Origin of the sequence: Mesorhizobium sp. BR-1-1-10, assembly GCF_020165595.1 — a bacterium.
In the GTDB taxonomy this organism is placed as follows: domain Bacteria; phylum Pseudomonadota; class Alphaproteobacteria; order Rhizobiales; family Rhizobiaceae; genus Mesorhizobium; species Mesorhizobium australicum.
This window is the reverse complement of record NZ_JAIUIL010000003.1, coordinates 280,725-302,831: the sequence shown is the minus strand read 5'-3', so window position 1 is coordinate 302,831 and position 22,107 is coordinate 280,725. Positions and strand designations below refer to the sequence as shown.

Below are 22,107 nucleotides of genomic sequence, written 5' to 3'. Positions count from 1 at the left end.
CAATAAAAAAGGCGCCGGTTTCCCAGGCGCCTTTCCTTTATCGGTTCCAATTGGCCGAGATCAGCCGTTCGCGACCTGCTTGTGCTGCACCGGATGGCTCTTCTTCAACAGGTCCGAGACCAGGAAGGCCAGTTCGATCGCCTGGTCGGCGTTGAGACGCGGATCGCAATGGGTGTGATAGCGGTCCTGCAACTCCTCGGCGGTGATGGCACGGGCGCCACCGGTGCATTCGGTGACGTTCTTGCCGGTCATCTCAACATGGATGCCGCCCGGATGCGTGCCTTCGGCGCGGTGCACCTCGAAGAAGGTCTGCACCTCCTTCAGGATGCGGTCGAAGGGCCGTGTCTTGTAGCCGGCCGCCTCGATCGTGTTGCCATGCATCGGATCCGACGACCAGACCACGCTGCGGCCCTCCTTCTGCACAGCGCGCACCAGCTTCGGCAGATGGTCGGCAACCTTGTCCGAACCGAAGCGGGCGATCAGCGTCAGCCGGCCCGGCTCGTTCTCGGGGTTCAGCAGGTCGATCAGTTCCAGCAGACCGTCCGGCGTCAGCGACGGACCGCATTTCAGGCCGAGCGGGTTCTTGATGCCGCGGCAATATTCGACATGGGCGTGGTCGGGTTGACGCGTGCGGTCGCCGATCCAGATCATGTGACCCGACGTGGCGTACCAGTCGCCCGAGGTGGAATCAACACGGGTCAGCGCCTCCTCGTAGCCGAGCAGCAGAGCCTCATGGCTGGTGTAGAAGTCGGTTTCGCGCAGCGCGAAATTGGTTTCGGACGTAATGCCGACCGCGCGCATGAAATCCATCGTCTCGGTGATGCGGTTGGCAAGCGACTCGTATTTCTCGCCCTGCGGGCTGTCGGAGACGAAGCCGAGCATCCAGCGATGCACATTCTCCAGGCTGGCATAACCGCCCTGCGCGAAGGCACGCAGGAGGTTGAGCGTGGCCGCCGACTGGCGGTAGGCCATTTCCTGGCGGGCGGGATCGGGAATGCGCGACTTCTGGTCGAACTCGATGCCGTTGATGATGTCGCCGCGATAGCTCGGCAGCGTCACTTCGCCCTTGGTCTCGTTGTCGGACGAGCGCGGCTTGGCGAACTGGCCGGCGACACGGCCAACCTTCACCACCGGCTGCGCACCGGCGAAGGTCAGCACCACGGACATCTGCAGGAAGACGCGGAAGAAGTCGCGGATGTTGTCGGCGCCATGCTCGGCAAAACTCTCCGCGCAATCACCACCCTGGAGCAGGAAGGCTTCGCCGGCGGCAACCGCCGCCAACTGCTTCTTCAGCTTGCGCGCTTCGCCGGCAAAGACCAGCGGCGGGAAGGTGGCGAGTTGGGCTTCCGTATTCTTCAGCGCGGCAAGGTCCGGATAGGCGGGAACTTGCTTGATCGGCTTTGCTCTCCACGAATTCGGCGACCATTTCGTCATCGCTGCACCCAACGCTCTTTCCGGCGGACACCCTCGCCCGCCATTTCCCGCCCCAAACTGGGGTGGCGGCTCCATACACGAAGCCGATTTCCTATTCTAGACCGGAATTTCGGTGCTGGCGAATGGCTGACGCGCCCAGGACGGCCCGTAAGGCGAGATCAGGCTGCCTTCTCCACCAGTCGCGCCAGCTGCGTCATGACCACGGCCGAGCCCGCCAGACGCTTCTCCGCCGTCGGCCAGTCGCGGATGAAGACCACGCTATGGTCGGCCCTGATCTTGGCCAGCGAACCCTGCTCGCCAATATACTTGACCAGCCCGATCGGGTTCGAGAACTCGCGCTTGCGGAAATGGATGACGATACCCTTCGGCCCGGCATCGAGCTTCTCGACATTGGCCTTGCGGCACAGCGCCTTGATGAAGACGATCTTGAGGAGATGTTTCACTTCCTCCGGCAACGGGCCGAAACGGTCGATCAGTTCGGCGCCGAAGGCGTCGATCTCCTCGGTGTTTTCGAGATCGCCGAGACGGCGGTACAGCGCCAGCCTGAGCTGCAGGTCCGGTACGTAGCCTTCCGGGATCATCACCGCCGTGCCGACGGCGATCTGCGGCGACCATCCGCCATCCTGCACCTCGCCGGAATCCTTCACCTCGGCGACCGCTTCCTCCAGCATCTGCTGGTAGAGCTCGAAACCGACCTCCTTGATGTGCCCGGACTGTTCCTCCCCAAGCAGATTGCCTGCGCCCCTGATATCCAGGTCATGGCTGGCGAGCTGGAAACCGGCGCCGAGCGTGTCGAGCGACTGCAGTACCTTCAGACGGCGCTCGGCAGTGTCGGTCAGCTTGCGGTTGGCCGGCAGGGTGAACAGCGCATAGGCGCGCACCTTCGAGCGCCCGACGCGGCCGCGCAACTGATAGAGCTGCGACAGGCCGAACATGTCGGCGCGGTGGATGATCAGCGTGTTTGCGGTCGGGATGTCGAGCCCGGATTCGACGATGGTCGTCGACAAAAGCACATCGTACTGGCCGTCGTAGAACGCGTTCATGATGTCGTCGAGTTCGCCCGGTGGCATCTGGCCATGCGCCACCGCTACCTTCAGCTCAGGAACAGATTCCTTCAGGAAATCATGGATTTCCGCCAGATCGCTGATACGCGGAACGACATAGAAGGAATGGCCCCCTCGGTAGCGCTCGCGCAACAACGTCTCGCGAATGACCAGCGGGTCGAAGGGCGAGATGAAGGTGCGCACCGCCATGCGGTCGACCGGTGGCGTGGCGATCAGCGACAGTTCGCGCACGCCCGTCAGCGCCAGTTGCAGCGTGCGCGGGATCGGCGTCGCCGACAGGGTCAGAACATGGACGTCGGTCTTCAGGTCCTTCAGCCGTTCCTTATGCTTGACGCCAAAATGCTGCTCCTCGTCGATGATCAGCAGGCCGAGATTCTTGAACGAAATCGCGGAGCCCAGCAGCGCATGGGTGCCGATAACGATATCGACCTGCCCTTCGGCAATGCCCTTCTTGGTCTCCGCTAATTCCTTTGAGCCCACCAGCCGTGACGCCTGGGCGACACGGATGGGAAGCCCTGAGAAACGCTGCGAGAATGTCTTGAAATGCTGACGCGACAACAGTGTCGTCGGCACCACCACCGCTACCTGAAACCCTTCCATCGCCGCGATAAAGGCGGCGCGCAGCGCCACTTCGGTCTTGCCGAAGCCGACATCGCCGCAGATCAGCCGGTCCATCGGCCTGCCCGCGCCGAGATCGTCACGTACCGAGTCGATGGCCGTCTGCTGGTCGTCGGTTTCCTCGTAAGGGAACCGGGCGGCGAACTCGTCATAGAGGCCTTCGGCCGGCACCAGGGCCGGTGCGGCCCGCATCTGCCGCTCGGCGGCGATGCGGATCAGTTGTCCGGCCATGTCGAGCAGGCGCCGCTTCAGCTTCGCCTTGCGCGACTGCCAGGCGCCGCCGCCCAGCTTGTCCAGCGTCGCTTCGGCCGTGTCGGAGCCGTAGCGCGACAGCAGCTCGATGTTTTCCACCGGCAGGAACAGCCGGTCGTCGCCGGCATAGTGGATTTCCAGGCAGTCATGCGGCGCGCCGACCGCCTCAATGGTGCGCAGGCCGATGAAACGGCCAATTCCATGGTCGGCATGGACGACAATATCGCCGGCCGACAAGGCCGAGGCTTCGGCAATGAAGTCGGACGCGCGCTTCTTGCGCTTCGAACGGCGGATCAGCCGGTCGCCCAGAATGTCCTGTTCCGCGACGACGACCAGCTTTTCAGTCTCGAAGCCGGATTCCAGTGGCAAAACCGCCAATGCGGACTGTCCCGGCTCGAGCTGTTCGGCCTCCGCCAACGTCTCGACCTGCTTGAGATTGCCGAGATGGTGCTCGGCCAGGATCTGGCCAAGGCGGTCGAGCGAGCCCTCGGTCCAGCCGGCGATAACGACCCGGCGGCGCGCCGCGCGCTCGTCGGCTATGTGCCGGACGACGACATCGAAGACATTGACGTTCGGATCGGCTCGCTCCTCGACGAAGCTGCGGCCATGGCGCGAGCCGGCGTGGAAGACTTTCTTGCTCCCCAGGTCCGGCGCGTCGAACACGGTAAAGTCGATGTCTTCGCGCTCGCCAAGCGAAGCCTTCAGATTCTCCGGCGAGAGATAGAGCAGATCCGGCGCCACCGGCTTGTAGGGAACCGCATCCTTGAGCGCCGCGTCAGCCTGCTTTTTGCGCGCCTCGTAGTGATCGAGGATCAGCGTATGGCGCTCGGCCAGCGCCTCATGTGCCAGATGGTCGAAAACCACGGGTGCGTCGGGCAGGTAGTCGAACACGGTCTCCAGCCGCTCGTAGAAGAACGGCAGCCAATGCTCCATGCCCGCGAAGCGCCGGCCTTCGCTGACCGCCGCATAGAGTCCGTCGTCACGCTGGGGTGCGCCGAAAGCCTCGATATAGGAGCGGCGGAAGCGGCTGATGGTTTCGGGCGTCAGCGCCACCTCGCTCATCGCCTGAAGCGCCATCGACTTGCGCTGGCCGGTGGTGCGCTGCGTGGCGGCATCGAAGACGCGGATCGATTCCAGCGTGTCGCCGAAGAAATCAAGCCTCAGCGCCTCGCTCCAGCCGGGCGCAAAGAGGTCGAGAATGCCGCCGCGCACCGCGAATTCACCGATGCCGCGCACGGTCGGCACCCGCTCGAATCCCGACGTCTCCAGCCGGGCGATCAGCGCATTCATGTCGATCTGGTTGCCGGGCCTGGCGTGGAAGGTTTGGGCTTCGACAAGCTCCGCGGGCGGAATGCGCTGCAGCAGCGCATTTGCGGTGGTGAGAATGACGGCACGGTGCGGCTTCTTCGCCAGTGCGATCATGGCGGTCAGCGCATCGAGGCGCTTGGCGGCGGCATCCGAACCAGGCGAGACACGGTCGTATGGCAGGCAGTCCCAGGCAGGCAGTTCCAGCACAGGCAGGCCCGGCGCGACGAAGGACAGCGCCTCGATGATCGAAGGCAGGCGCTGGCCGTCGCGGGCCACGAACAGCACCGGCTTGTCGGGCGCGATCTCGAGCGCCGTCTGCACCAGTGCGAAAGCCTCGTAGCCGTCGGCGACACCGTCGACGATGAACTGGCCGGCGCGGCCCTTCGGCAAGCCAATGGTGGGAATGAGAGCCATCAAATCACGGTCTTGTTTGTCGCAATTCCCATGGGAAAACCGCTGCGCACTTTTCCTGGAATTGCGTGTGTTCAGAAAGTCATGGTCCGGCGGGACGCCAGGATTTTTTGCAGGACGGCACAGTCGATCTCCGCCGGCACCGGGCGTTCGCCCGTAACCAGCGGCAGGAATTCCGTGTCGGCAATATCGAGGAGCCTCTCATATTGGTCGATTTCCTCGGCGGTCAAGGTGCCGATCTCGGCATCGGCGAAGGTGCCGAGGATGAGATCCATCTCGCGCATGCCGCGATGCCAGGAACGGAACAACAGCTTGCGGCGATGGGCGTCCAGCCCCTCGCTTAATCGTTTCGTTCCGGTCATTGTGCCGCATCCTCACTTCAAGCGGCGCATATAGCGTGGATAGTGGGCGCTGTCAGCCTTGCGCTGCGGCCGTCGCGACATAAGCTGACATCATGCGTCCTTCCATCCTCGATCCCCTGTTTGTCCCGATCACCTCGCTTGCCGGCGTCGGGCCGAAGGTTGGCGCGCTGATCGAGAAGGTCGTTGCCGCCGATCTCGGCGACCGCGCCGCACGCGCCGGCGACCTCCTGTTCGTGCTGCCGCACACCGTCATCGACCGCCGAAACCGGCCGGGCATCGCACTCGCGGCCGAAGGCGCCATCGTCACGCTTGAGCTGCGCATAGACCGTCACCAGCCGCCACCGCGCGGCAACAGGTCGGTGCCCTACCGGGTCTACGCCCATGACGACACGGGCGAAATCGGCCTGACCTTCTTCCATGCCCATGCCGCCTATCTCGAAAAGGCAATGCCTGTGGGCGAGCAGGTCGTGGTGTCAGGCCGGATGGAATGGTTCAACGGCCGCCCGACCATGGTCCACCCCGACCATATCGCGCTCGCCAGCGAAGCGGAAAACCTGCCGCTGGTCGAACCGGTCTATCCGCTGACCGCCGGCCTCTCGGGCAAGGTGCTGCGCCGGGCGATCGGCCAGGCGCTCGGCCGCCTGCCGGAGCTGCCGGAATGGCAGGATAATGCCTTCATGCGCCGCCAGAGCTTTGCGTCCTTCGGCGACGCGCTGACCCGCATCCATTATCCCGCTGATCCGATCGATGTCGCGGTCGAAGGGGCTGCATGGCGCCGCCTCGCCTATGATGAATTGCTCGCCGGCCAGGTCTCGCTGGCTCTGGTGCGGGCAAAGGTGCGGCGCCTGTCAGGCCGCCCTCTCGTCGGCGATGGGCGCATCGTCGAGAAGCTGCGTACAGCCCTTCCCTATTCGCTTACGCCCTCGCAGGAATTCGCGCTCGCCGAAATCAACGCTGATCTCGCCGATCCGGAGCGCATGCTGCGGCTGCTGCAAGGTGACGTCGGCTCGGGCAAGACGGTGGTGGCGCTGCTTGCCATGGCACGCGCTGTCGAGGCCGGCGGCCAGGCGGCGCTGATGGCGCCGACCGAAATCCTCGCGCGCCAGCATCTGGCGACGATCACCCCGCTTGCCGCCAAGGTCGGCTTGCGCATCGCCATCCTGACCGGCCGTGAAAAGGGCCGCGAGCGAGCCGAAACGCTGGCGGGTCTTGCCAGCGGCGAGATCGACATCGTCGTCGGCACCCATGCGCTGTTTCAGGAAACGGTCAGCTTCCACGACCTGGTCCTGGCCGTTATCGATGAGCAGCATCGCTTCGGCGTCCACCAGCGGCTTGCCATCACCGCCAAGGGCGACGCCCCCGACATGCTGGTCATGACCGCGACCCCCATCCCGCGCACGCTGGTGCTGACCGCCTTCGGCGACATGGACGTGTCGAAGCTGACGGAAAAACCCGCCGGCCGCCAGCCGATCCGCACCGTCACGCTGCCGCTGGAGCGGCTCGACGAGCTGGTCGGCCGCATGCTCGATGCCGTCGCGGATGGCCAGAAGATCTACTGGATTTGCCCGCTGGTCGAGGAATCCGAAGAAATAAAACTGATGTCGGCCGAGGATCGCTTTGCCTCGCTGAAGCCGCTGTTCGGCGATCGCATCGGCCTTGTCCACGGCCGCATGAAGGGTGTCGAGAAGGACGAGGCGATGCGCGCCTTCAAGCAAGGCGAGACGCGCATCCTGATCGCCACCACGGTGATCGAGGTTGGCGTCGACGTTCCTGACGCCACGATCATGGTCATCGAGCATGCCGAACGCTTCGGCCTCGCTCAGTTGCACCAGCTGCGCGGCCGGGTCGGACGCGGCGACAAGCCCTCGTCCTGCGTGCTGCTGTACAAGGATCCGCTTGGCGAGACCGCAAAACGCCGGCTGTCGGTGATGCGCGAGACCGAGGACGGTTTCCTGATCGCCGAGGAGGACCTGAAATTGCGCGGCGAAGGCGAACTGCTGGGCACCCGCCAGTCCGGCACGCCGGGTTTCCAGGTGGCGCGCATCGAGGTGCATGCCGACCTACTGGAGGCCGCCCGTGACGACGCCAGGCTGATCCTGTCGCGCGACCCAGAACTGCAATCGGACCGCGGCGAGGCGCTGCGGCTCCTGCTCTACTTGTTCGGCCGCGACGAGGCCGTGCGGCTCCTGCGCGCCGGGTGAGGCCCTAGCGGCGGATTGGCCAGGGTTCCGTTGATCGGCTCGCCGTTCAGCGTCACCAGTTTCGTCTTCACCTCGGGAGCCACCAACCCGGCTGATACGATCAGCTTGGCGCCGTCCTCGATCGTCATGTCGAGCGGCACGATGTCCGACTTCAGCACATACATCAGGAAACCGGTCGTCGGGTTCGGCGTGCACGGCATGAACACGGCAATCAGCGGATCGCCTTCCTGGTCGAGCTTCTGGTTGATCTCGGTTTCCTTTTCGCTGGCGACGAACACCAGCGACCACACGCCCTTGCGTGGATATTCGACCAGCCCAACCTGGCGGAACATGTCGCCCTTGTTCGACAGCACGGTCTCGAAAATCTGCTTCAGCGAGCCGTATATGCCGCGCACCAGCGGCATGCGGCCAAGCAAGCGCTCGCCAAAGCCGACTATGGCGCGGCCGACAATGTTGGCGGTCAGAAAACCGATCAGCGTGATCAGGATGAGCGCAACGATGAGCCCGAACCCTGGAACCGGAAACGGCAGATAGGTGTCGGGGCTGTAGCGCGCCGGAATATACGGTTTCACCCAGGAATCGACCCAGCCGATGAACGACCAGGCGATATAGGCGGTGATCGCCAGCGGCGCGCAGACGATGAAGCCCGTGAGGAAATAGTTCCTCAGCCGTGTCATGCCGGAAGTCTTGGGAGCGTCTGACATGGTTCACCGGAGGCGCTATTGCGACGCGACATTAGTGAACCGGAAGACGCTTTGGAACTGCGAAGTTTTTAAAGGCGCCTGTTTACAAGCGCCTATTCCACCGTCACCGACTTCGCCAGATTGCGCGGCTGGTCGACGTCGGTGCCCATGAACACGGCGGCGAAGTAGGCGAGCATCTGGATCGGCAGCGCATAGATGATCGGCGAGATGATTTCCGGCACATCCGGAAGCACGATGGTCTCCATCGTCTTCAGACTCACCTGTGCCGCGCCCTTGGCGTCGGTGATCAGGATGATCTTGCCGCCACGCGCCGCCACTTCCTGCATGTTGGACACGGTCTTTTCGAAGATGCGGTCGTGCGGCGCGATCACGATCACCGGCATGTTCTCGTCGATCAGCGCGATCGGCCCATGCTTCAGCTCTCCGGCGGCATAGCCTTCGGCGTGGATGTAGGAAATCTCCTTCAGCTTCAGCGCGCCTTCCATGGCGAGCGGGAAATTGGTGTCCCGTCCGAGATAGAGCACGTCCTTGTAACGCGACAGTTCCCGCGCGATCCGTTCAATCTGCTCTTCGAGCTTCAGCACCTGGTTGGCATAGCGCGGCGCTTCCGAAAGCGCTCGCACCAGCGTTTTCTCTTGCTCCTTCGAGATCGCTCCGCGCGCCACGCCGGCGCGCACGGCAAGCGACGCGAGCACGGACAGCTGGCAGGTGAAAGCCTTGGTCGAAGCGACGCCAATCTCTGGCCCGGCCAGCGTCGGCAGCACGACGTCGGATTCGCGCGCCATGGTCGATTCCCGCACGTTGACGACGGCGCCGATCTTCATCCCGGCCTTGCGGCAATAGCGCAACGAGGCCAGTGTATCGGCGGTCTCGCCCGATTGCGAGATGAAGAAGGCGGCGTCGTTGGCCGACAACGGCATCTCGCGGTAACGGAATTCCGACGCGACATCGATATCGACCGGGAGCCGCGCATAGCGCTCGAACCAGTATTTGCCGATCAGGCCGGCGAGATAGGCGGTGCCACAGGCGGAGATCGCCAGCCGGCCGATCTTGGCGAAGTCGAATGGCAGATCGAGCGGCTTGGAGACGCCGGAGACAAAATCCACATAATGAGCCAGTGTGTGCGAGATCACCTCGGGCTGCTCATGGATCTCCTTTTCCATGAAATGGCGGCGGTTGCCTTTGTCGACCATGAAGCTGGTCGAGAGCGACTGCTGGCGCTTGCGGTCGACCTTTTTGCCGTCGATGTCGAAGATGGCGACACCGTCGCGGCGCACCACCGCCCAGTCGCCGTCCTCGAGATAGGTGATCGAATTGGTGAACGGAGCGAGCGCGATGGCGTCGGAACCCAAAAACATCTCGCCGTCGCCATGGCCAACGGCCAAAGGCGGGCCATTGCGCGCGCCGACGATCAGGTCCTCGTCACCCTTGAACATGATGGCTAGCGCAAAGGCGCCTTCCAGCCGCTTCAGCGCCTGGTGCGCGGCCTCGACCGGCTTTAGCCCCCTGGCGAGTTCGCGCGCCACCAGATGTGCCACGACCTCGGTGTCGGTCTGCGACGAGAAGGAATAGCCGTCGCGGATCAGCTCCTCGCGCAGTTCGGCGAAATTCTCGATGATGCCGTTGTGGACGATGGCGACGCCGTCCGAAAAATGCGGGTGCGCATTGGTCTCGTTGGGCACGCCGTGGGTTGCCCAGCGCGTATGGCCGATACCGATCATGCCGTCGAGCGGCTCATCCTTGAGCCGGCGTTCGAGGTTGACCAGCTTGCCCTCGGCACGGCGGCGGCCCAGCTCGCCCTTCTCAATGGTGGCGACGCCGGCGGAGTCATAGCCGCGATATTCGAGCCGCTTCAGTGCGTCGACGATGAGCGGCGCAACCTGCGAGTGGCCGACGATTCCAACGATACCGCACATGCAGACAGTCCCCGATTGCCCACGGAAAACCAGCGATATTTAGGCGTGGCCGGCCTGCCGCGAAAGTCACATTGCATTTCGTCCGCTGTAACGGACGCTTCAGCAGGCATGCACCATGACAGCCCGCTCTTGCAATCCGGTTACGGCAATCGTTCGGTTTTTCGATTGCTTCGGCGAGAAAGCAGACCGTCGACCAATCGCTAGTGGTCGGCGCCAGCCGCTTTCTTCTTCGCGGCCGCCGCGGAAGCAAAGCGTTCGCGCAATTCCTTGCCCTTGCCGGGGATCGTCTTCTGGCGGGCCCGGCCGAAGGCCAGCGCATCGTCGGGCACGCTTTCGGTGATGACACTGCCCGAGGCGATATAGCCGCCATTGCCGATGGTGACCGGCGCCACGAGCGAGGAATTGGAGCCGATGAAGGCGCCCTCGCCGATGTCCGTGAAGAACTTTGAGTAGCCGTCGTAATTGCAGGTGATGGTGCCCGCCCCGATATTGGCGCCCGCGCCGACACGCGCGTCGCCAATATAGGTCAAATGATTGACCTTGGCGCCGTCCTCGATAACGGCTTGCTTGACCTCGCAGAAATTGCCGACCTTGGCCTTGTTCCTGAGATCGGCGCCTGGCCGCAGCCGTGCGAACGGCCCGACATCGCAATTGGAAGCGATGGTGGCGCCCTCGATGTGGCTGAAGGCGTGAATTTTGGCGCCGCTGGCGATCCTCACGCCCGGACCAAACCAGACGTTGGGTTCGACGATGGTGTCGGCGCCGATTTCAGTGTCGTGCGAGAAAAACACGGTTTCCGGGGCGATCAGAGTCACGCCCGACAGCATCGCGTCATGGCGCCGGCGCTGTTGCCAGATGGCTTCGGCTTGCGCCAGTTCGGCGCGATTGTTGATGCCGAGCGCGCTTTCGAAGCTGGCTTCGGTGGCAACGACATCGAGATTTTGTGCACTGGCGATCTCGACGATATCGGTCAGATAATACTCGCCCTTGGCATTCTCGTTGCCTACCGCGTCGAGCAGTTTCAGCGCGTGCGCACCGGCCACCGCCATCATGCCGGCATTGCAGAAGCCGATTTTCTTCTCCTCTTCGGAGCAGTCTTTTTCCTCGCGGATAGCTGTGAGCTTGCCATCCCTTTCGATCAACCGGCCATAGCCGGCCGGATTGGGTGGGCGGAATCCGATCACCACGACGGCAGCACCTTCCGCCAATCTCCGCCGCGCCACCGTGAGCGCATCCGCATCGATCAGTGGCGTGTCGCCAAACATCACGAGGACGTCGTCATAACCCCTTGATATCGCTGCGCGGGCAGCGATAACGGCATGCGCCGTACCCAAGCGCTTTTCCTGCTCGAAGGTTTCCGCCTTCGGTGCAAACCTGGCCGCCGCCTTGCGCATCTCGTCGGCCCCATGGCCGATCACCAGCGCCAGCCCGCTCGCACCCGCGGCTTCGGCCGCCTTGACCACATGGGCCACCATCGGCAACCCGGCGATCTGATGCAGCACCTTCGGCTGCGCGCTCTTCATGCGCGTGCCTTCGCCGGCTGCGAGGATGACGGACAGGCAGGATCTCTGGCTCATGGACGGGCAACCGTATGAAAGGGTTGGGAATCGATACAGGATAGCAGTGGCGCCATGCTGCACCAATGCGGTTAAATTCCGGTGAGATGATAGAGCAGCTGACTCATAATCAACGGGTCCTCAGTTGAGTCCCATAGCTCGCCCCAAGTCGACAATCGTCAGCCCAGCCGCCCCAGCACCGGGAAATTCTCCAGCAGCCAGTACGACACCGTCTGCACGCCGCCGGTGAGGAAAAACACGCCGGCGACCACCAGCAGCGCGCCGATCGCCTTTTCGACGCGGCCGAGATGGACGCGGAATTTGCCGAGGAAGCGCATGAAAGCGCCGGAGAACAGCGCGGCAATCAGGAACGGGATACCGAGGCCGAGCGAATAGGCGGCGAGCAGAAGAGCCCCCTCGCCGACCGTCTCGCGGCCACCGGCCAGCGTCAGGATCGGCCCCAGCACCGGGCCGATGCAGGGCGTCCAGCCGAAGGCGAAGGCAAGGCCCATGACATAGGCGGCGACGGCGCTGGCCGGCTTGCCCTGCGACTGGAAGCGCGCCTCGCGTGACAGAAGCGGGATGCGCAGGATGCCCAAAAAGTTCAGGCCCATCAGGATGATCAGCACGCCGGCGCCCATCGCCAGCGGCTCCTGCCAGACGCGCAGCAGCCGGCCGATGGTCGACGCGCCGGCGCCTAGCGCGACGAACACGGTGGAAAAACCGAGCACGAAGGCGATCGAGGAATAGAGCAGCGCGCCGCGCGCGCCCTCGCGTGCCGTCGCACCTGCATTGCCGCGGAAATCGTCGACGGAGACGCCGGCCATGTAGCAGAGATAAGGCGGCACGAGCGGCAGCACGCATGGCGACAGGAACGAGATGGCCCCCGCCCCGACCGCGCTGACATAGCCGATATCCACTGCCATTCCAAAACTCCACCTTTGGCGTCCGATATAGCGGCACGCCGGTTTGTCCGCCAATCACCATCGTGTGGCAAGTCATCGCGGGCGGGGAAGAAAGCATCGGCGCAAGGCGTTGACACGACGAGGCCGCGATTTGCCGCGCGCCTTCGAATATCAGCCACGGAGATTTCCATGAAAACGATAACCGCGGCGCTGGCCGCGCTCCTGCTCAGCACCGCCGCATCCTTTGCCGCCGAAGCGTGGAAGGAAGCCGAGGTCAACGGCACCAAGATCTACACCGACGCCAATGGCATGACGCTCTACACCTATGACAAGGACGAGAAGGGCAAGACCAACTGCTACGACAAGTGCGCCACCAACTGGCCGCCGCTGAAGGCCGAGGCGGGCGCCAAGGCGGACGATGAATGGAGCGTCGTCGACCGTACCGACGGCACCAAGATGTGGGCCTATGACGGCAAGCCGGTTTACACCTTCATCAAGGACAAGAAGGCCGGCGACGTGACCGGTGATGGCGTCGCCGGCGTCTGGCACGTTGTCAAGGCGGACTGATTTCCCCATCGGGAGTTCCGCCAAACGGGACTTCTCACCGGCCGCCGGGCATCCCTCCAAGTCCGGCGGCCGGGCCGTCACGGACTCGACTTGACCCATTCCAGGCCGATTGGACCAGCAACAAATTGAACCTCTCCCAATCTTCCGAGGCTTGCGCCCACTCATTCTAAAATATGTGATGTTCTCCATACACTCTTAGAGTGTATTGCTGTCGGCGGCCCCGCAATTTGGGCGCTTGCCCTTGACCGGATGCAAAAGCGCGGCCATGTGAGCGACGAACAGAACCGAGATTTCGTCGCGCGCAGCGGAATTCTTCTGCCGCATCACAGCTGATATGAGACCTCATGGACGTCGTCGTCGTCGAATCGCCGGCCAAGGCAAAAACAATCAACAAATATCTGGGCAGGAACTACAAGGTTCTGGCCTCGTTCGGCCATGTCCGCGATTTGCCGGCCAAGGATGGCTCGGTGCGCCCGGATGAGGATTTTGCCATGTCCTGGGCGGTCGACACCGCCTCCGGCAAGCGGCTCGCCGACATCGCCAAGGCAGTCAAGGACGCCGACGGCCTGATCCTCGCCACCGACCCGGATCGTGAAGGTGAAGCCATCTCCTGGCACGTTCTGGAAGTGCTCAAGCAGAAGCGCGCGCTGAAGGACAAGCCGGTCAGCCGCGTCGTCTTCAACGCCATCACCAAATCGTCGGTGCTGGAGGCGATGGCCAATCCGCGCCAGATCGATGCGCCGCTGGTCGACGCTTATCTGGCCCGCCGCGCGCTCGACTATCTCGTCGGCTTCACCCTGTCGCCTGTCCTGTGGCGCAAATTGCCGGGCGCCCGCTCCGCCGGCCGCGTCCAGTCGGTAGCGCTGCGCCTGGTCTGCGACCGCGAATCCGAGATCGAGCGCTTCATCCGCGAGGAATACTGGCAGATATCAGCTCTCCTCGGCACGCCGCGCAACGAGACCTTCGAAGCCCGCCTCACTGCCTTCGAGCGCAAGAAGCTGCAAAAGCTCGACATTGCCAACAAGGCACAAGCCGACGACATCAAGGCGATGCTCGAAGGTGCCACCTTCAAGGCGCTGTCCGTCGAAGCCAAGCCGACCAAGCGCAACCCCGGCCCGCCCTTCACCACCTCGACATTGCAGCAGGCTGCCTCATCGGGCCTCGGCTTCTCGGCCACGCGCACGATGCAGGTGGCCCAGCGGCTCTATGAGGGCATGGAGATCGGCGGCGAGACCACCGGCCTGATCACCTATATGCGAACCGACGGCGTGCAGATGGCCCCCGAGGCGATCGACGCCGCGCGCGATGCCATCGCAAAGGAATTCGGCCCGAAATACCTGCCGGAGAAGCCGCGCCAATACACCGCCAAGGCCAAGAACGCGCAGGAAGCGCACGAGGCCATCCGGCCGACGGATTTCATGCGCACCCCCGCATCGGTCAGGCAATATCTCGATTCCGACCAGATGCGGCTTTACGAACTGATCTGGAAGCGCGCCATCGCAAGCCAGATGCAGTCGGCCGAGATCGAGCGCACCACTGTCGAGATCGAGGCGCTGAATGGCGCCCGCACCGCTGAACTTCGCGCTGTCGGTTCGGTCGTTCGCTTCGACGGCTTCATCGCCGCCTACACCGATCAGAAGGAGGACGACGCCGAAGACGAGGAAAACCGCCGTCTGCCGGAGATCCGCTCCGGCGAGCAGCTTGCCCGCCGCGCGATCAATGCCACCCAGCACACGACCGAGCCGCCGCCGCGCTACTCCGAGGCGTCGCTGATCAAGAAGCTGGAAGAACTCGGCATCGGCCGCCCCTCGACCTACACCGCGATCCTGAAGACGCTCGAGGACCGAGACTACGTCACCATCGACAAGCGCCGGCTGGTGCCGCAGGCCAAGGGCCGCCTGCTGTCGGCCTTCCTGGAAAGCTTCTTCGAGCGCTATGTAGAGTATGACTTCACGGCATCGCTGGAAGAAAAGCTCGACGAGATCTCCGACGGCAAGCTCGCCTGGAAGGACGTGCTGCGCGATTTCTGGAAGGATTTTTCGGGCGCCGTCGCCGACATCAAGGAGCTGCGCGTCACCGATGTGCTCGATGCGCTGAACGAGGAACTGGCGCCGCTGGTTTTTCCCGCCCGCGAGGACGGTTCCAACCCGCGCATCTGCCCCAAATGCGGCACCGGTAATCTGTCGCTGAAGCTCGGCAAGTTCGGCGCTTTCGTCGGCTGCTCGAACTATCCCGAATGCTCCTTCACCCGCCAGCTCGGCGACGCCGCTAATCCCAATGGCGAGAATGGCGGCGGCGAGGACGGCACCAAGGTGCTGGGCAAGGATCCTTACACGGCCGAGGAAATCACGCTGCGCTCCGGCCGCTTCGGCCCCTACATCCAGCGCGGCGACGGCAAGGAGGCAAAACGTTCGAGCCTGCCCAAGGGCTGGACGCCTGATTCCATCGACCATGAGAAGGCGCTCGCCTTGCTGGGGCTGCCGCGCGACGTGGGCAAACATCCCGAATCCGGCAAGATGATCTCGGCCGGCCTCGGCCGTTACGGGCCGTTCGTGCTGCACGATGGCACCTACGCCAATCTCGACAGCATCGAGGATGTGTTTTCCATTGGCCTCAACCGTGCCGTCACGGTGATTGCCGAGAAGCAGTCCAAGGGCAAGGGTGGCCGCAATGGTGGCACCCCTGCGGCTCTGAAGGAACTCGGCGACCATCCGGATGGCGGCGGCAAGATCGTCGTGCGCGACGGCAAATACGGCCCCTACGTCAATTTCGGCAAGGTCAACGCCACGCTGCCCAAGGGCAAGGATCCGCAATCGGTGACGATCGAGGATGCGCTGGCGCTGATTGCCGAGAAGGAAGCCAAGGGCGGCGGTGGCAAGAAGCCGTTCCGCAAGGCGGCGGCAACCAAAGCCCCCGCCGCCAAGAAGACAGCGGCCAAGAAGCCGGCCGCGAAGAAAAAAGGGTAGAACGGCGTGGCGCGCAGGATCACCGGAAGAAGTCACGGCGATCCCCGCACCGCCGGCACCCGGGCCAAGGTCAAGGACGATTATCGGCCCTCGCGCGACGAAATCCTGCGCTATATCGCCGAAAACCCAGATCGCGCCGGAAAGCGCGACATCGCCAAGGCGTTCGCGCTGCGCGGCGACGACCGCATCTGGCTGAAGGATCTCCTGCGCGACCTGCAGGACGAAGGCGTTCTGACCAAGGAGCGCAAGCGGTTGGCCCGGGTCGGCGCCCTACCCCATGTCGCCGTGCTCGACATCTTTGGCCGCGACGGCGATGGCATCTTGCTGGCGCACCCGACCGAGGCAGTCGGTCCGGGCGAGCCTCCCGTGGTCTCGATCCGCGTTTCGCGCAGCGGCAACGGTCCCGCGCCAGGCATCGGCGACCGCGTGCTGGCCAAAACCTTCCCGACCGACGATCCGTCAGGGCCTGCCTATACCGGCCGGGTGATCAAGATCTTCGAGAAGCGCACGGACGCTGTCCTCGGTGTCTTTCGCGTGCTTCAGGACGGCAGCTTCCGCATCGAGCCGGTGGAACGGCGCCAGCCCGAGCTGATCGTCGACAAGGAATTCCAGAACGGCGCCAAAAACGGCGATCTTGTCGAAGTCGAGCCAGCGCGAGCCTCCCGCTTTGGGTTGCCGCGCGCCAAGGTGCTGAACGTGCTGGGTTCGCTGACCAGCGAAAAGGCGGTTTCGATGATCGCCATCCACGCGCACGACATTCCCCACATTTTCCCGGCCGACGTCATTGCCGAATCCGAGGCGGTGAAGCCCGCGACGCTTGACCATCGCGAGGACTGGCGCGACCTGCCGCTGGTTACCATCGATCCGGCCGACGCCAAGGACCATGACGACGCGGTCTTCGCCACCCCTGATCCCGACGAGAAGAACCCCGGCGGCGTCATCGCGACGGTCGCCATCGCGGATGTCGCGGCCTATGTCCGCCATGGCACGGCGCTCGACCGCGAAGCGCTGAAGCGCGGCAATTCGGTTTATTTCCCCGATCGCGTCGTGCCGATGCTGCCCGAGCGCATCTCCAACGATCTCTGTTCGCTGCGCGAGGGTCAGGATCGCCCAGCACTCGCGGTGCGCATGACCTTCTCCGCCGATGGCAGAAAGATCAGGCACTCCTTCCACCGCGTCATGATGAAGTCGGCGGCCAAGCTAGCCTATAGCCAGGCCCAGGCCGCGATCGACGGTGTACCGGACGACAAGACCGGCCCGATCCTCGACACTGTGCTGAGGCCGCTGTGGGAGGCCTATGCGATCCTCAAGCGCGGCCGCGATGGCCGCCAGCCGCTGGAACTCGACCTGCCGGAGCGCAAGATCCTGCTCAAGCCGGATGGCACGGTCGACCGCGTCATCGTGCCGGAGCGGCTCGAGGCCCACAAGCTGATCGAAGAGTTCATGATCCAGGCCAATGTCGCCGCGGCCGAAACGCTGGAAGGCAAGAAGCAGGCGCTGGTCTATCGCGTCCATGACGCGCCGTCGCTGGCCAAGCAGGAATCGCTGCGCGAATTCCTGCAGACGCTTAGCCTGTCATTGGCACGCGGCGCCCAGATGCGGCCCAGCCAGTTCAACGGCATTCTTGAGCGTGTGCGCGGCGCCGACAATGAGGCGCTGGTCAACGAAGTGGTGCTGCGCTCGCAGAGCCAGGCCGAATATTCACCCAAGAACATCGGCCATTTCGGCCTCAACCTCAGCCGTTACGCTCATTTCACCTCGCCGATCCGCCGCTACGCCGACCTGATCGTGCATCGCGGACTTATTGCCGCGCTCGGTCTCGGCCCCGGCGGGCTGACGCAGGATGAGGAGGCCCGCCTCGAAGATGTTGCGGTGCTGATCTCCGGCACCGAGCGGCGCGCGATGGCTGCCGAGCGCGACACGGTCGACCGGCTGATCTCGGCCTACCTCGCCGAGCGCATCGACGACCGCTTCGACGCCCGCATCTCCGGCGTCACCAAATCAGGACTTTTTGTCCAATTGCCGCAATATGGCGCCGATGGTTTCATCCCGGTGTCAACTTTGGGCGGCGATTACTATATATACGACGAAACGGCCCGTTCCCTGTTCGGAGAACGCTCGGGCAAAGGCTACCAGCTCGCGGACCGCGTCGAGGTCCGGCTCGTCGAGGTGGCGCCAATGGCCGGCGCGATGCGCTTCGAGATGTTGACCGACCCAAAGCCCCTGCCAGGCTCCAGCAGGTCGTTTCACAAGGCTAAGGGCCGCGCCCGTGCGTCGCAAACGCGACCGGGGCCGCGCGGCAGGAGACGATGATGGAACAACAGATTTTTGGCGGCGAACATCACTCTGGCCGGGTTGCCCGCCCATTGTGGACGGCGATGAGGCGGGGCTTCTTGGGCCGCTGCCCCAACTGTGGCGAAGGCAAGCTGTTCCGCGGCTTCACCAAGACTGTCGAAACCTGCAGCGTCTGCGGCGAGGAGATCCATCACCATCGCGCCGACGATCTGCCGGCCTACCTGGTCATCGTCATCGTCGGCCATATCGTTCTCGGTGCCTTCATGGGCGTGGAAGCGACCTCGACGCTCTCCACCTGGCAGCACATTGCAATATGGGTGCCCTTGACCATCCTGCTCTCCATCGCGCTGCTGCAACCGGTCAAGGGTGCCGTCATCGGACTGCAATGGGCGTTCTATATGCACGGGTTCGGTGGCCAAAAGGATGGGACGGAGTCCCACCACGGCGCCTGAGGCGCCGCTGGCGCAACACGCCAATCGGTAAGGCCACTTTCGCATGCAAGAAGTTTCCGCTAGGTCCCTGCGCATGGAAGCATTGACCAAGGCGGATGCCGACAAGCTCGACAAGGGTCTTGCCACGCATGGCGGCGGGCGCCTGCGTCCGCGTGACGCCGCGACGCTCATCCTGCTCGACCGCAAGGGCGACGACGTCCTGGTGTTGATGGGGCGCCGCCACGCCGCACACGCTTTCATGCCAGGCAAGTTCGTGTTCCCCGGCGGCCGAACCGACCCTGCCGACAGCCGCATACCGACAGCGACGGCACTTGACCAGCACGAAGAAGCCAAGCTGACGGCCGGCCCCGGCCGCACCAGCCGCGCCCGCGCCCGCGCCATTGCTTTGTCGGCGGTCCGCGAGACCTACGAGGAAGCCGGCCTGCTGATCGGCCGCAAAGGCGCCTTTGCCACGACCAGGCGCGATTGGCAGGGTTTCGTCGAACATGGCGTGGCACCGTCGCTGGAAGCATTGCGCTTCGTCGCGCGCGCCATCACGCCGCCGAACCGGGTACGCCGCTTCGATACCCGCTTCTTCAGCGCCTGGCGTGGCGATGTCGCCGTCGAACTGCCCTATGGCGGCCCGACCAATGAATTGGAGGAACTGGTCTGGCTGCCGCTCGCCAAGGCCAAGCAGGCCGACATACCCGACATCACTCGAATGATCCTGGACGAGCTGGAAAAGCGGCTCGCCGACGATCCGCTGCTGCGTCCGGGCGGACCTGTCCCTTTCTACCGGCTTGTCCGCAACCACTTCACCCGCGAACTTCTCTAAGCAATTCCAGGAACACTGTGCCGCGGTTTCCCACGGGAATTGCGCAAGATCAAAAAGACAGAGTATTCAGCATCCCATGACGGTCGATACCCAACCACAGGGCGACGAACGCGTACACTGGCTGCCGATGGTGGCGGCGATTTCGTCGATCAGCGTCGTCGGCATCGCCATTGGCCTCGGCATGCCCTTGCTCAGCGTCATCCTGGAAACACGCGGTCATTCGGCCTCGATGATCGGCCTGAACACGGCTGTCGCCGGCCTGGCCTCGATCGCCGGGGCGCCGCTGGCCACGCCGCTCGCCATGCGCTTCGGCGTGGCCTGGACCATGATCGCCATGATTGCCACCGGCGCGCTCGCCTTCGTCGGCTTCCATTTCGCGCCCGATTTCTGGATGTGGTTTCCGCTGCGCGTCGTTCTGCACATCGCGCTGACCGTGCTGTTCATCCTGTCGGAATTCTGGATCAGCACGTCGGCGCCGCCACACCGGCGCGGCCTTGTGCTTGGCATCTATGCCACCGTCCTGTCGCTCGGCTTTGCCGCCGGGCCGTGGCTGTTCGCCCATCTCGGCAGCTCCGGCTTCAGGCCGTTCGGCGTCATCATTGCCCTGGTGACGCTGGCTGCCATACCGGTGCTCGCCGCGCGCAACGAAAGCCCGACCATCGTGGCCGACAGCGAAACCAGCCACTTCCTGCGTTATATCTGGCTGGTGCCGACCGCGACTTTCGCCGTGCTCGTGTTCGGCGCGGTTGAGACAGGCGGCTTCGCGCTGTTCCCGGTCTACGGCAACCGCATCGGTTATTCCGAGGCCGACGCGGCGCTGCTGCTGACCATGATCGGCCTCGGCAATGTGCTGTTGCAGATTCCGATCGGCATGATCAGCGACCGCGTCTCCGACCGGCGTTATCTCTTGCTCGCCTGCGCCACGGTCGGCCTCGTCGGCACGATATTCATGCCGTTCTTTGCCGCGAACTGGCATTTGATGGCCGCGCTACTCTTCGTCTGGGGCGGTGTCGTCGCCGCCATGTACACGATCGGCCTCGCCCATCTCGGCTCGCAGCTCTCCGGCCACGAACTGGCCTCCGCCAACGCCGCCTTCGTGCTCTGCTACGGCGTCGGCATGGTGCTTGGCCCGCAGGCGATCGGCATCGGAATGGACAGTTTCGGGCCTTCCGGATTCGGCTGGTCACTCGGCCTGTTCTTCGGCGCCTACATCGCCCTGGTCTGCTTCAGGCTCGTGCGCAAGCTCCTGCTGTAACGCTGTGCCGTCGAGTGCCCTTATCCGCCGCGCCGCGGCGGATGCTGACAGAACCGTGTCAGGAGCGTCCGGTTAAAAGAGTGTCCCCTGATACCCGAAGTTGAGGACACTGCCATGATCGACAGCGGCTTTGAGACCACATCACTGCGAATGACGCTTCTGCTGCTTGTAACCTTCCAGGCTCCAGCTGCCGATGTTGACCGCATCATGGACGCGGTTGTCGCGATCGCACCGCTCGCCATGGGCAAGTATGACCGCAACGCGTATCAGTCGGCACACGGCATCGAGCGCTACAGGCCGATTGAAGGAGCCGCGGCCGGCGCCGAGACCGAATTGCGCCACCGCCCGGGCACGGTCGAGGTTTCCTTCGAACTGCCCGACGACCAGACGCTGGCGGCCCGCGTCGTCGAAGCGATCTTCCAGGCGCATTCCTATCAGGAACCGGTGATCCGCATCCAGCCGATCCTTGCCAGCCGCTCCAAGGGGCTGGACGACCGTGCCAATCCGAATCGCTGGTGGAACACGACCGGAGACTGGAAGAAGGTTGCGGTATCCGAGGCGGAAACCGCCTGATTTATGCGTTCTGGGCAGCTTGGGCCGGCCACATCAGGCCAGCCGGGCTTGACTTTCCAGGCACGTTCTTTATGTGTCGCGCCAAGTTTCCCGCGTCCGGGTGTTTTCCCGTGCTCCAGCGGCCAAAACCCCACGAACATAACGGACTGAGATCATGGCCAAAGCCGCAAACATCAAGATCAAGCTTCTGTCGACCGCCGACACCGGTTTCTTCTACGTCACCAGCAAGAACAGCCGTACCAAGACCGACAAGCTGTCGTTCCGCAAATACGACCCGGTCGCCAAGAAGCACGTCGAATTCAAGGAAACCAAGATCAAGTAATCTGGTTTTTCCTCTGGAATGCCAAACGCCGCCCATCGGGCGGCGTTTTCGTTCGGCCCGGGCGGCTGAAGTCCGTCAGCCCGGCTGAGCGCCTTAGAGCCGGATGATTTCAGGTCGAGTCGACCTGAAATC

16 protein-coding genes are annotated in these 22,107 nt (G+C 63.8%); 9 read left to right on the top strand and 7 right to left on the bottom strand.

Annotated elements, in window-relative coordinates; all coding sequences use genetic code 11:
- Positions 1-60: 60 nt before the first annotated feature.
- The 3 genes from LB555_RS07320 to LB555_RS07310 all read right to left on the bottom strand — a co-directional run bounded on the left by LB555_RS07320 (position 61) and on the right by LB555_RS07310 (position 5,449).
- The gene (locus LB555_RS07320; protein WP_015317645.1) at positions 61-1,434 is read right to left on the bottom strand and encodes a class II 3-deoxy-7-phosphoheptulonate synthase; all 1,374 of its coding nucleotides are present in this window, start codon (positions 1,432-1,434) and stop codon (positions 61-63) included.
- Between the two features lie 158 nt (positions 1,435-1,592).
- Positions 1,593-5,090 carry a transcription-repair coupling factor gene (gene mfd, locus LB555_RS07315; protein ID WP_224682557.1) on the bottom strand — a complete coding sequence of 1,166 codons (3,498 nt, stop codon included), beginning with the start codon at positions 5,088-5,090 and terminating at the stop codon, positions 1,593-1,595.
- A 71-nt stretch (positions 5,091-5,161) separates the two neighbouring features.
- Positions 5,162-5,449, bottom strand: a complete 288-nt coding sequence (locus tag LB555_RS07310; protein WP_224682556.1) for a succinate dehydrogenase assembly factor 2 — start codon at positions 5,447-5,449, stop codon at positions 5,162-5,164.
- A 92-nt stretch (positions 5,450-5,541) separates the two neighbouring features.
- Here LB555_RS07310 and recG point away from each other — a divergent pair, with 92 nt between their 5' ends.
- A complete protein-coding gene (gene recG, locus LB555_RS07305) occupies positions 5,542-7,650 on the top strand; it encodes an ATP-dependent DNA helicase RecG (RefSeq protein WP_224682555.1) in 2,109 nt (702 codons plus the stop codon).
- Here the strand turns inward: recG and LB555_RS07300 are convergent.
- From LB555_RS07300 to LB555_RS07285, 4 genes are all read right to left on the bottom strand, one after another.
- Complete coding sequence (locus LB555_RS07300) at positions 7,602-8,354, bottom strand: DUF502 domain-containing protein (RefSeq protein WP_031240956.1); 753 nt, start codon at positions 8,352-8,354, stop codon at positions 7,602-7,604. The genes recG and LB555_RS07300 overlap by 49 nt on opposite strands.
- Positions 8,355-8,446: 92 nt before the next feature.
- On the bottom strand, positions 8,447-10,270 hold the full coding sequence (glmS, locus tag LB555_RS07295) for a glutamine--fructose-6-phosphate transaminase (isomerizing) (RefSeq protein WP_224682554.1): 1,824 nt from the start codon (positions 10,268-10,270) through the stop codon (positions 8,447-8,449).
- A 200-nt stretch (positions 10,271-10,470) separates the two neighbouring features.
- Positions 10,471-11,847 (bottom strand): bifunctional UDP-N-acetylglucosamine diphosphorylase/glucosamine-1-phosphate N-acetyltransferase GlmU, encoded by a 1,377-nt coding sequence (glmU, locus tag LB555_RS07290; RefSeq protein WP_224682553.1) that lies wholly within the window; start codon positions 11,845-11,847, stop codon positions 10,471-10,473.
- 158 nt (positions 11,848-12,005) lie between these two features.
- Positions 12,006-12,752, bottom strand: a complete 747-nt coding sequence (locus LB555_RS07285) for a cytochrome c biogenesis CcdA family protein (RefSeq protein ID WP_140726755.1) — start codon at positions 12,750-12,752, stop codon at positions 12,006-12,008.
- A gap of 168 nt (positions 12,753-12,920) precedes the next feature.
- On the opposite strand from LB555_RS07285, the gene LB555_RS07280 reads away from it, so the two are divergent.
- The 8 genes from LB555_RS07280 (at position 12,921) to rpmG (ending at position 21,975) form a co-directional block, all read left to right on the top strand.
- Complete coding sequence (locus LB555_RS07280; protein WP_140716784.1) at positions 12,921-13,298, top strand: hypothetical protein; 378 nt, start codon at positions 12,921-12,923, stop codon at positions 13,296-13,298.
- A 344-nt stretch (positions 13,299-13,642) separates the two neighbouring features.
- A complete protein-coding gene (gene topA, locus LB555_RS07275) occupies positions 13,643-16,264 on the top strand; it encodes a type I DNA topoisomerase (RefSeq protein ID WP_224527904.1) in 2,622 nt (873 codons plus the stop codon).
- 6 nt (positions 16,265-16,270) lie between these two features.
- Positions 16,271-18,577: a ribonuclease R gene (gene rnr, locus LB555_RS07270; protein WP_224682552.1), complete on the top strand. Its 2,307-nt coding sequence runs from the start codon at positions 16,271-16,273 to the stop codon at positions 18,575-18,577.
- A complete protein-coding gene (locus tag LB555_RS07265) occupies positions 18,577-19,011 on the top strand; it encodes a DUF983 domain-containing protein (protein ID WP_181166275.1) in 435 nt (144 codons plus the stop codon). Before rnr ends, LB555_RS07265 begins: the two co-directional genes overlap by 1 nt.
- Before the next feature lie 73 nt (positions 19,012-19,084).
- Positions 19,085-19,825 carry an NUDIX hydrolase gene (locus LB555_RS07260; protein ID WP_224682551.1) on the top strand — a complete coding sequence of 247 codons (741 nt, stop codon included), beginning with the start codon at positions 19,085-19,087 and terminating at the stop codon, positions 19,823-19,825.
- A gap of 76 nt (positions 19,826-19,901) precedes the next feature.
- Positions 19,902-21,080 carry an MFS transporter gene (locus LB555_RS07255; protein ID WP_140616205.1) on the top strand — a complete coding sequence of 393 codons (1,179 nt, stop codon included), beginning with the start codon at positions 19,902-19,904 and terminating at the stop codon, positions 21,078-21,080.
- A gap of 114 nt (positions 21,081-21,194) precedes the next feature.
- Positions 21,195-21,653: a hypothetical protein gene (locus LB555_RS07250; RefSeq protein WP_224682549.1), complete on the top strand. Its 459-nt coding sequence runs from the start codon at positions 21,195-21,197 to the stop codon at positions 21,651-21,653.
- Between the two features lie 154 nt (positions 21,654-21,807).
- The gene (gene rpmG, locus LB555_RS07245) at positions 21,808-21,975 is read left to right on the top strand and encodes a 50S ribosomal protein L33 (protein WP_006201775.1); all 168 of its coding nucleotides are present in this window, start codon (positions 21,808-21,810) and stop codon (positions 21,973-21,975) included.
- The last annotated feature ends 132 nt before the right edge of the window (positions 21,976-22,107 follow it).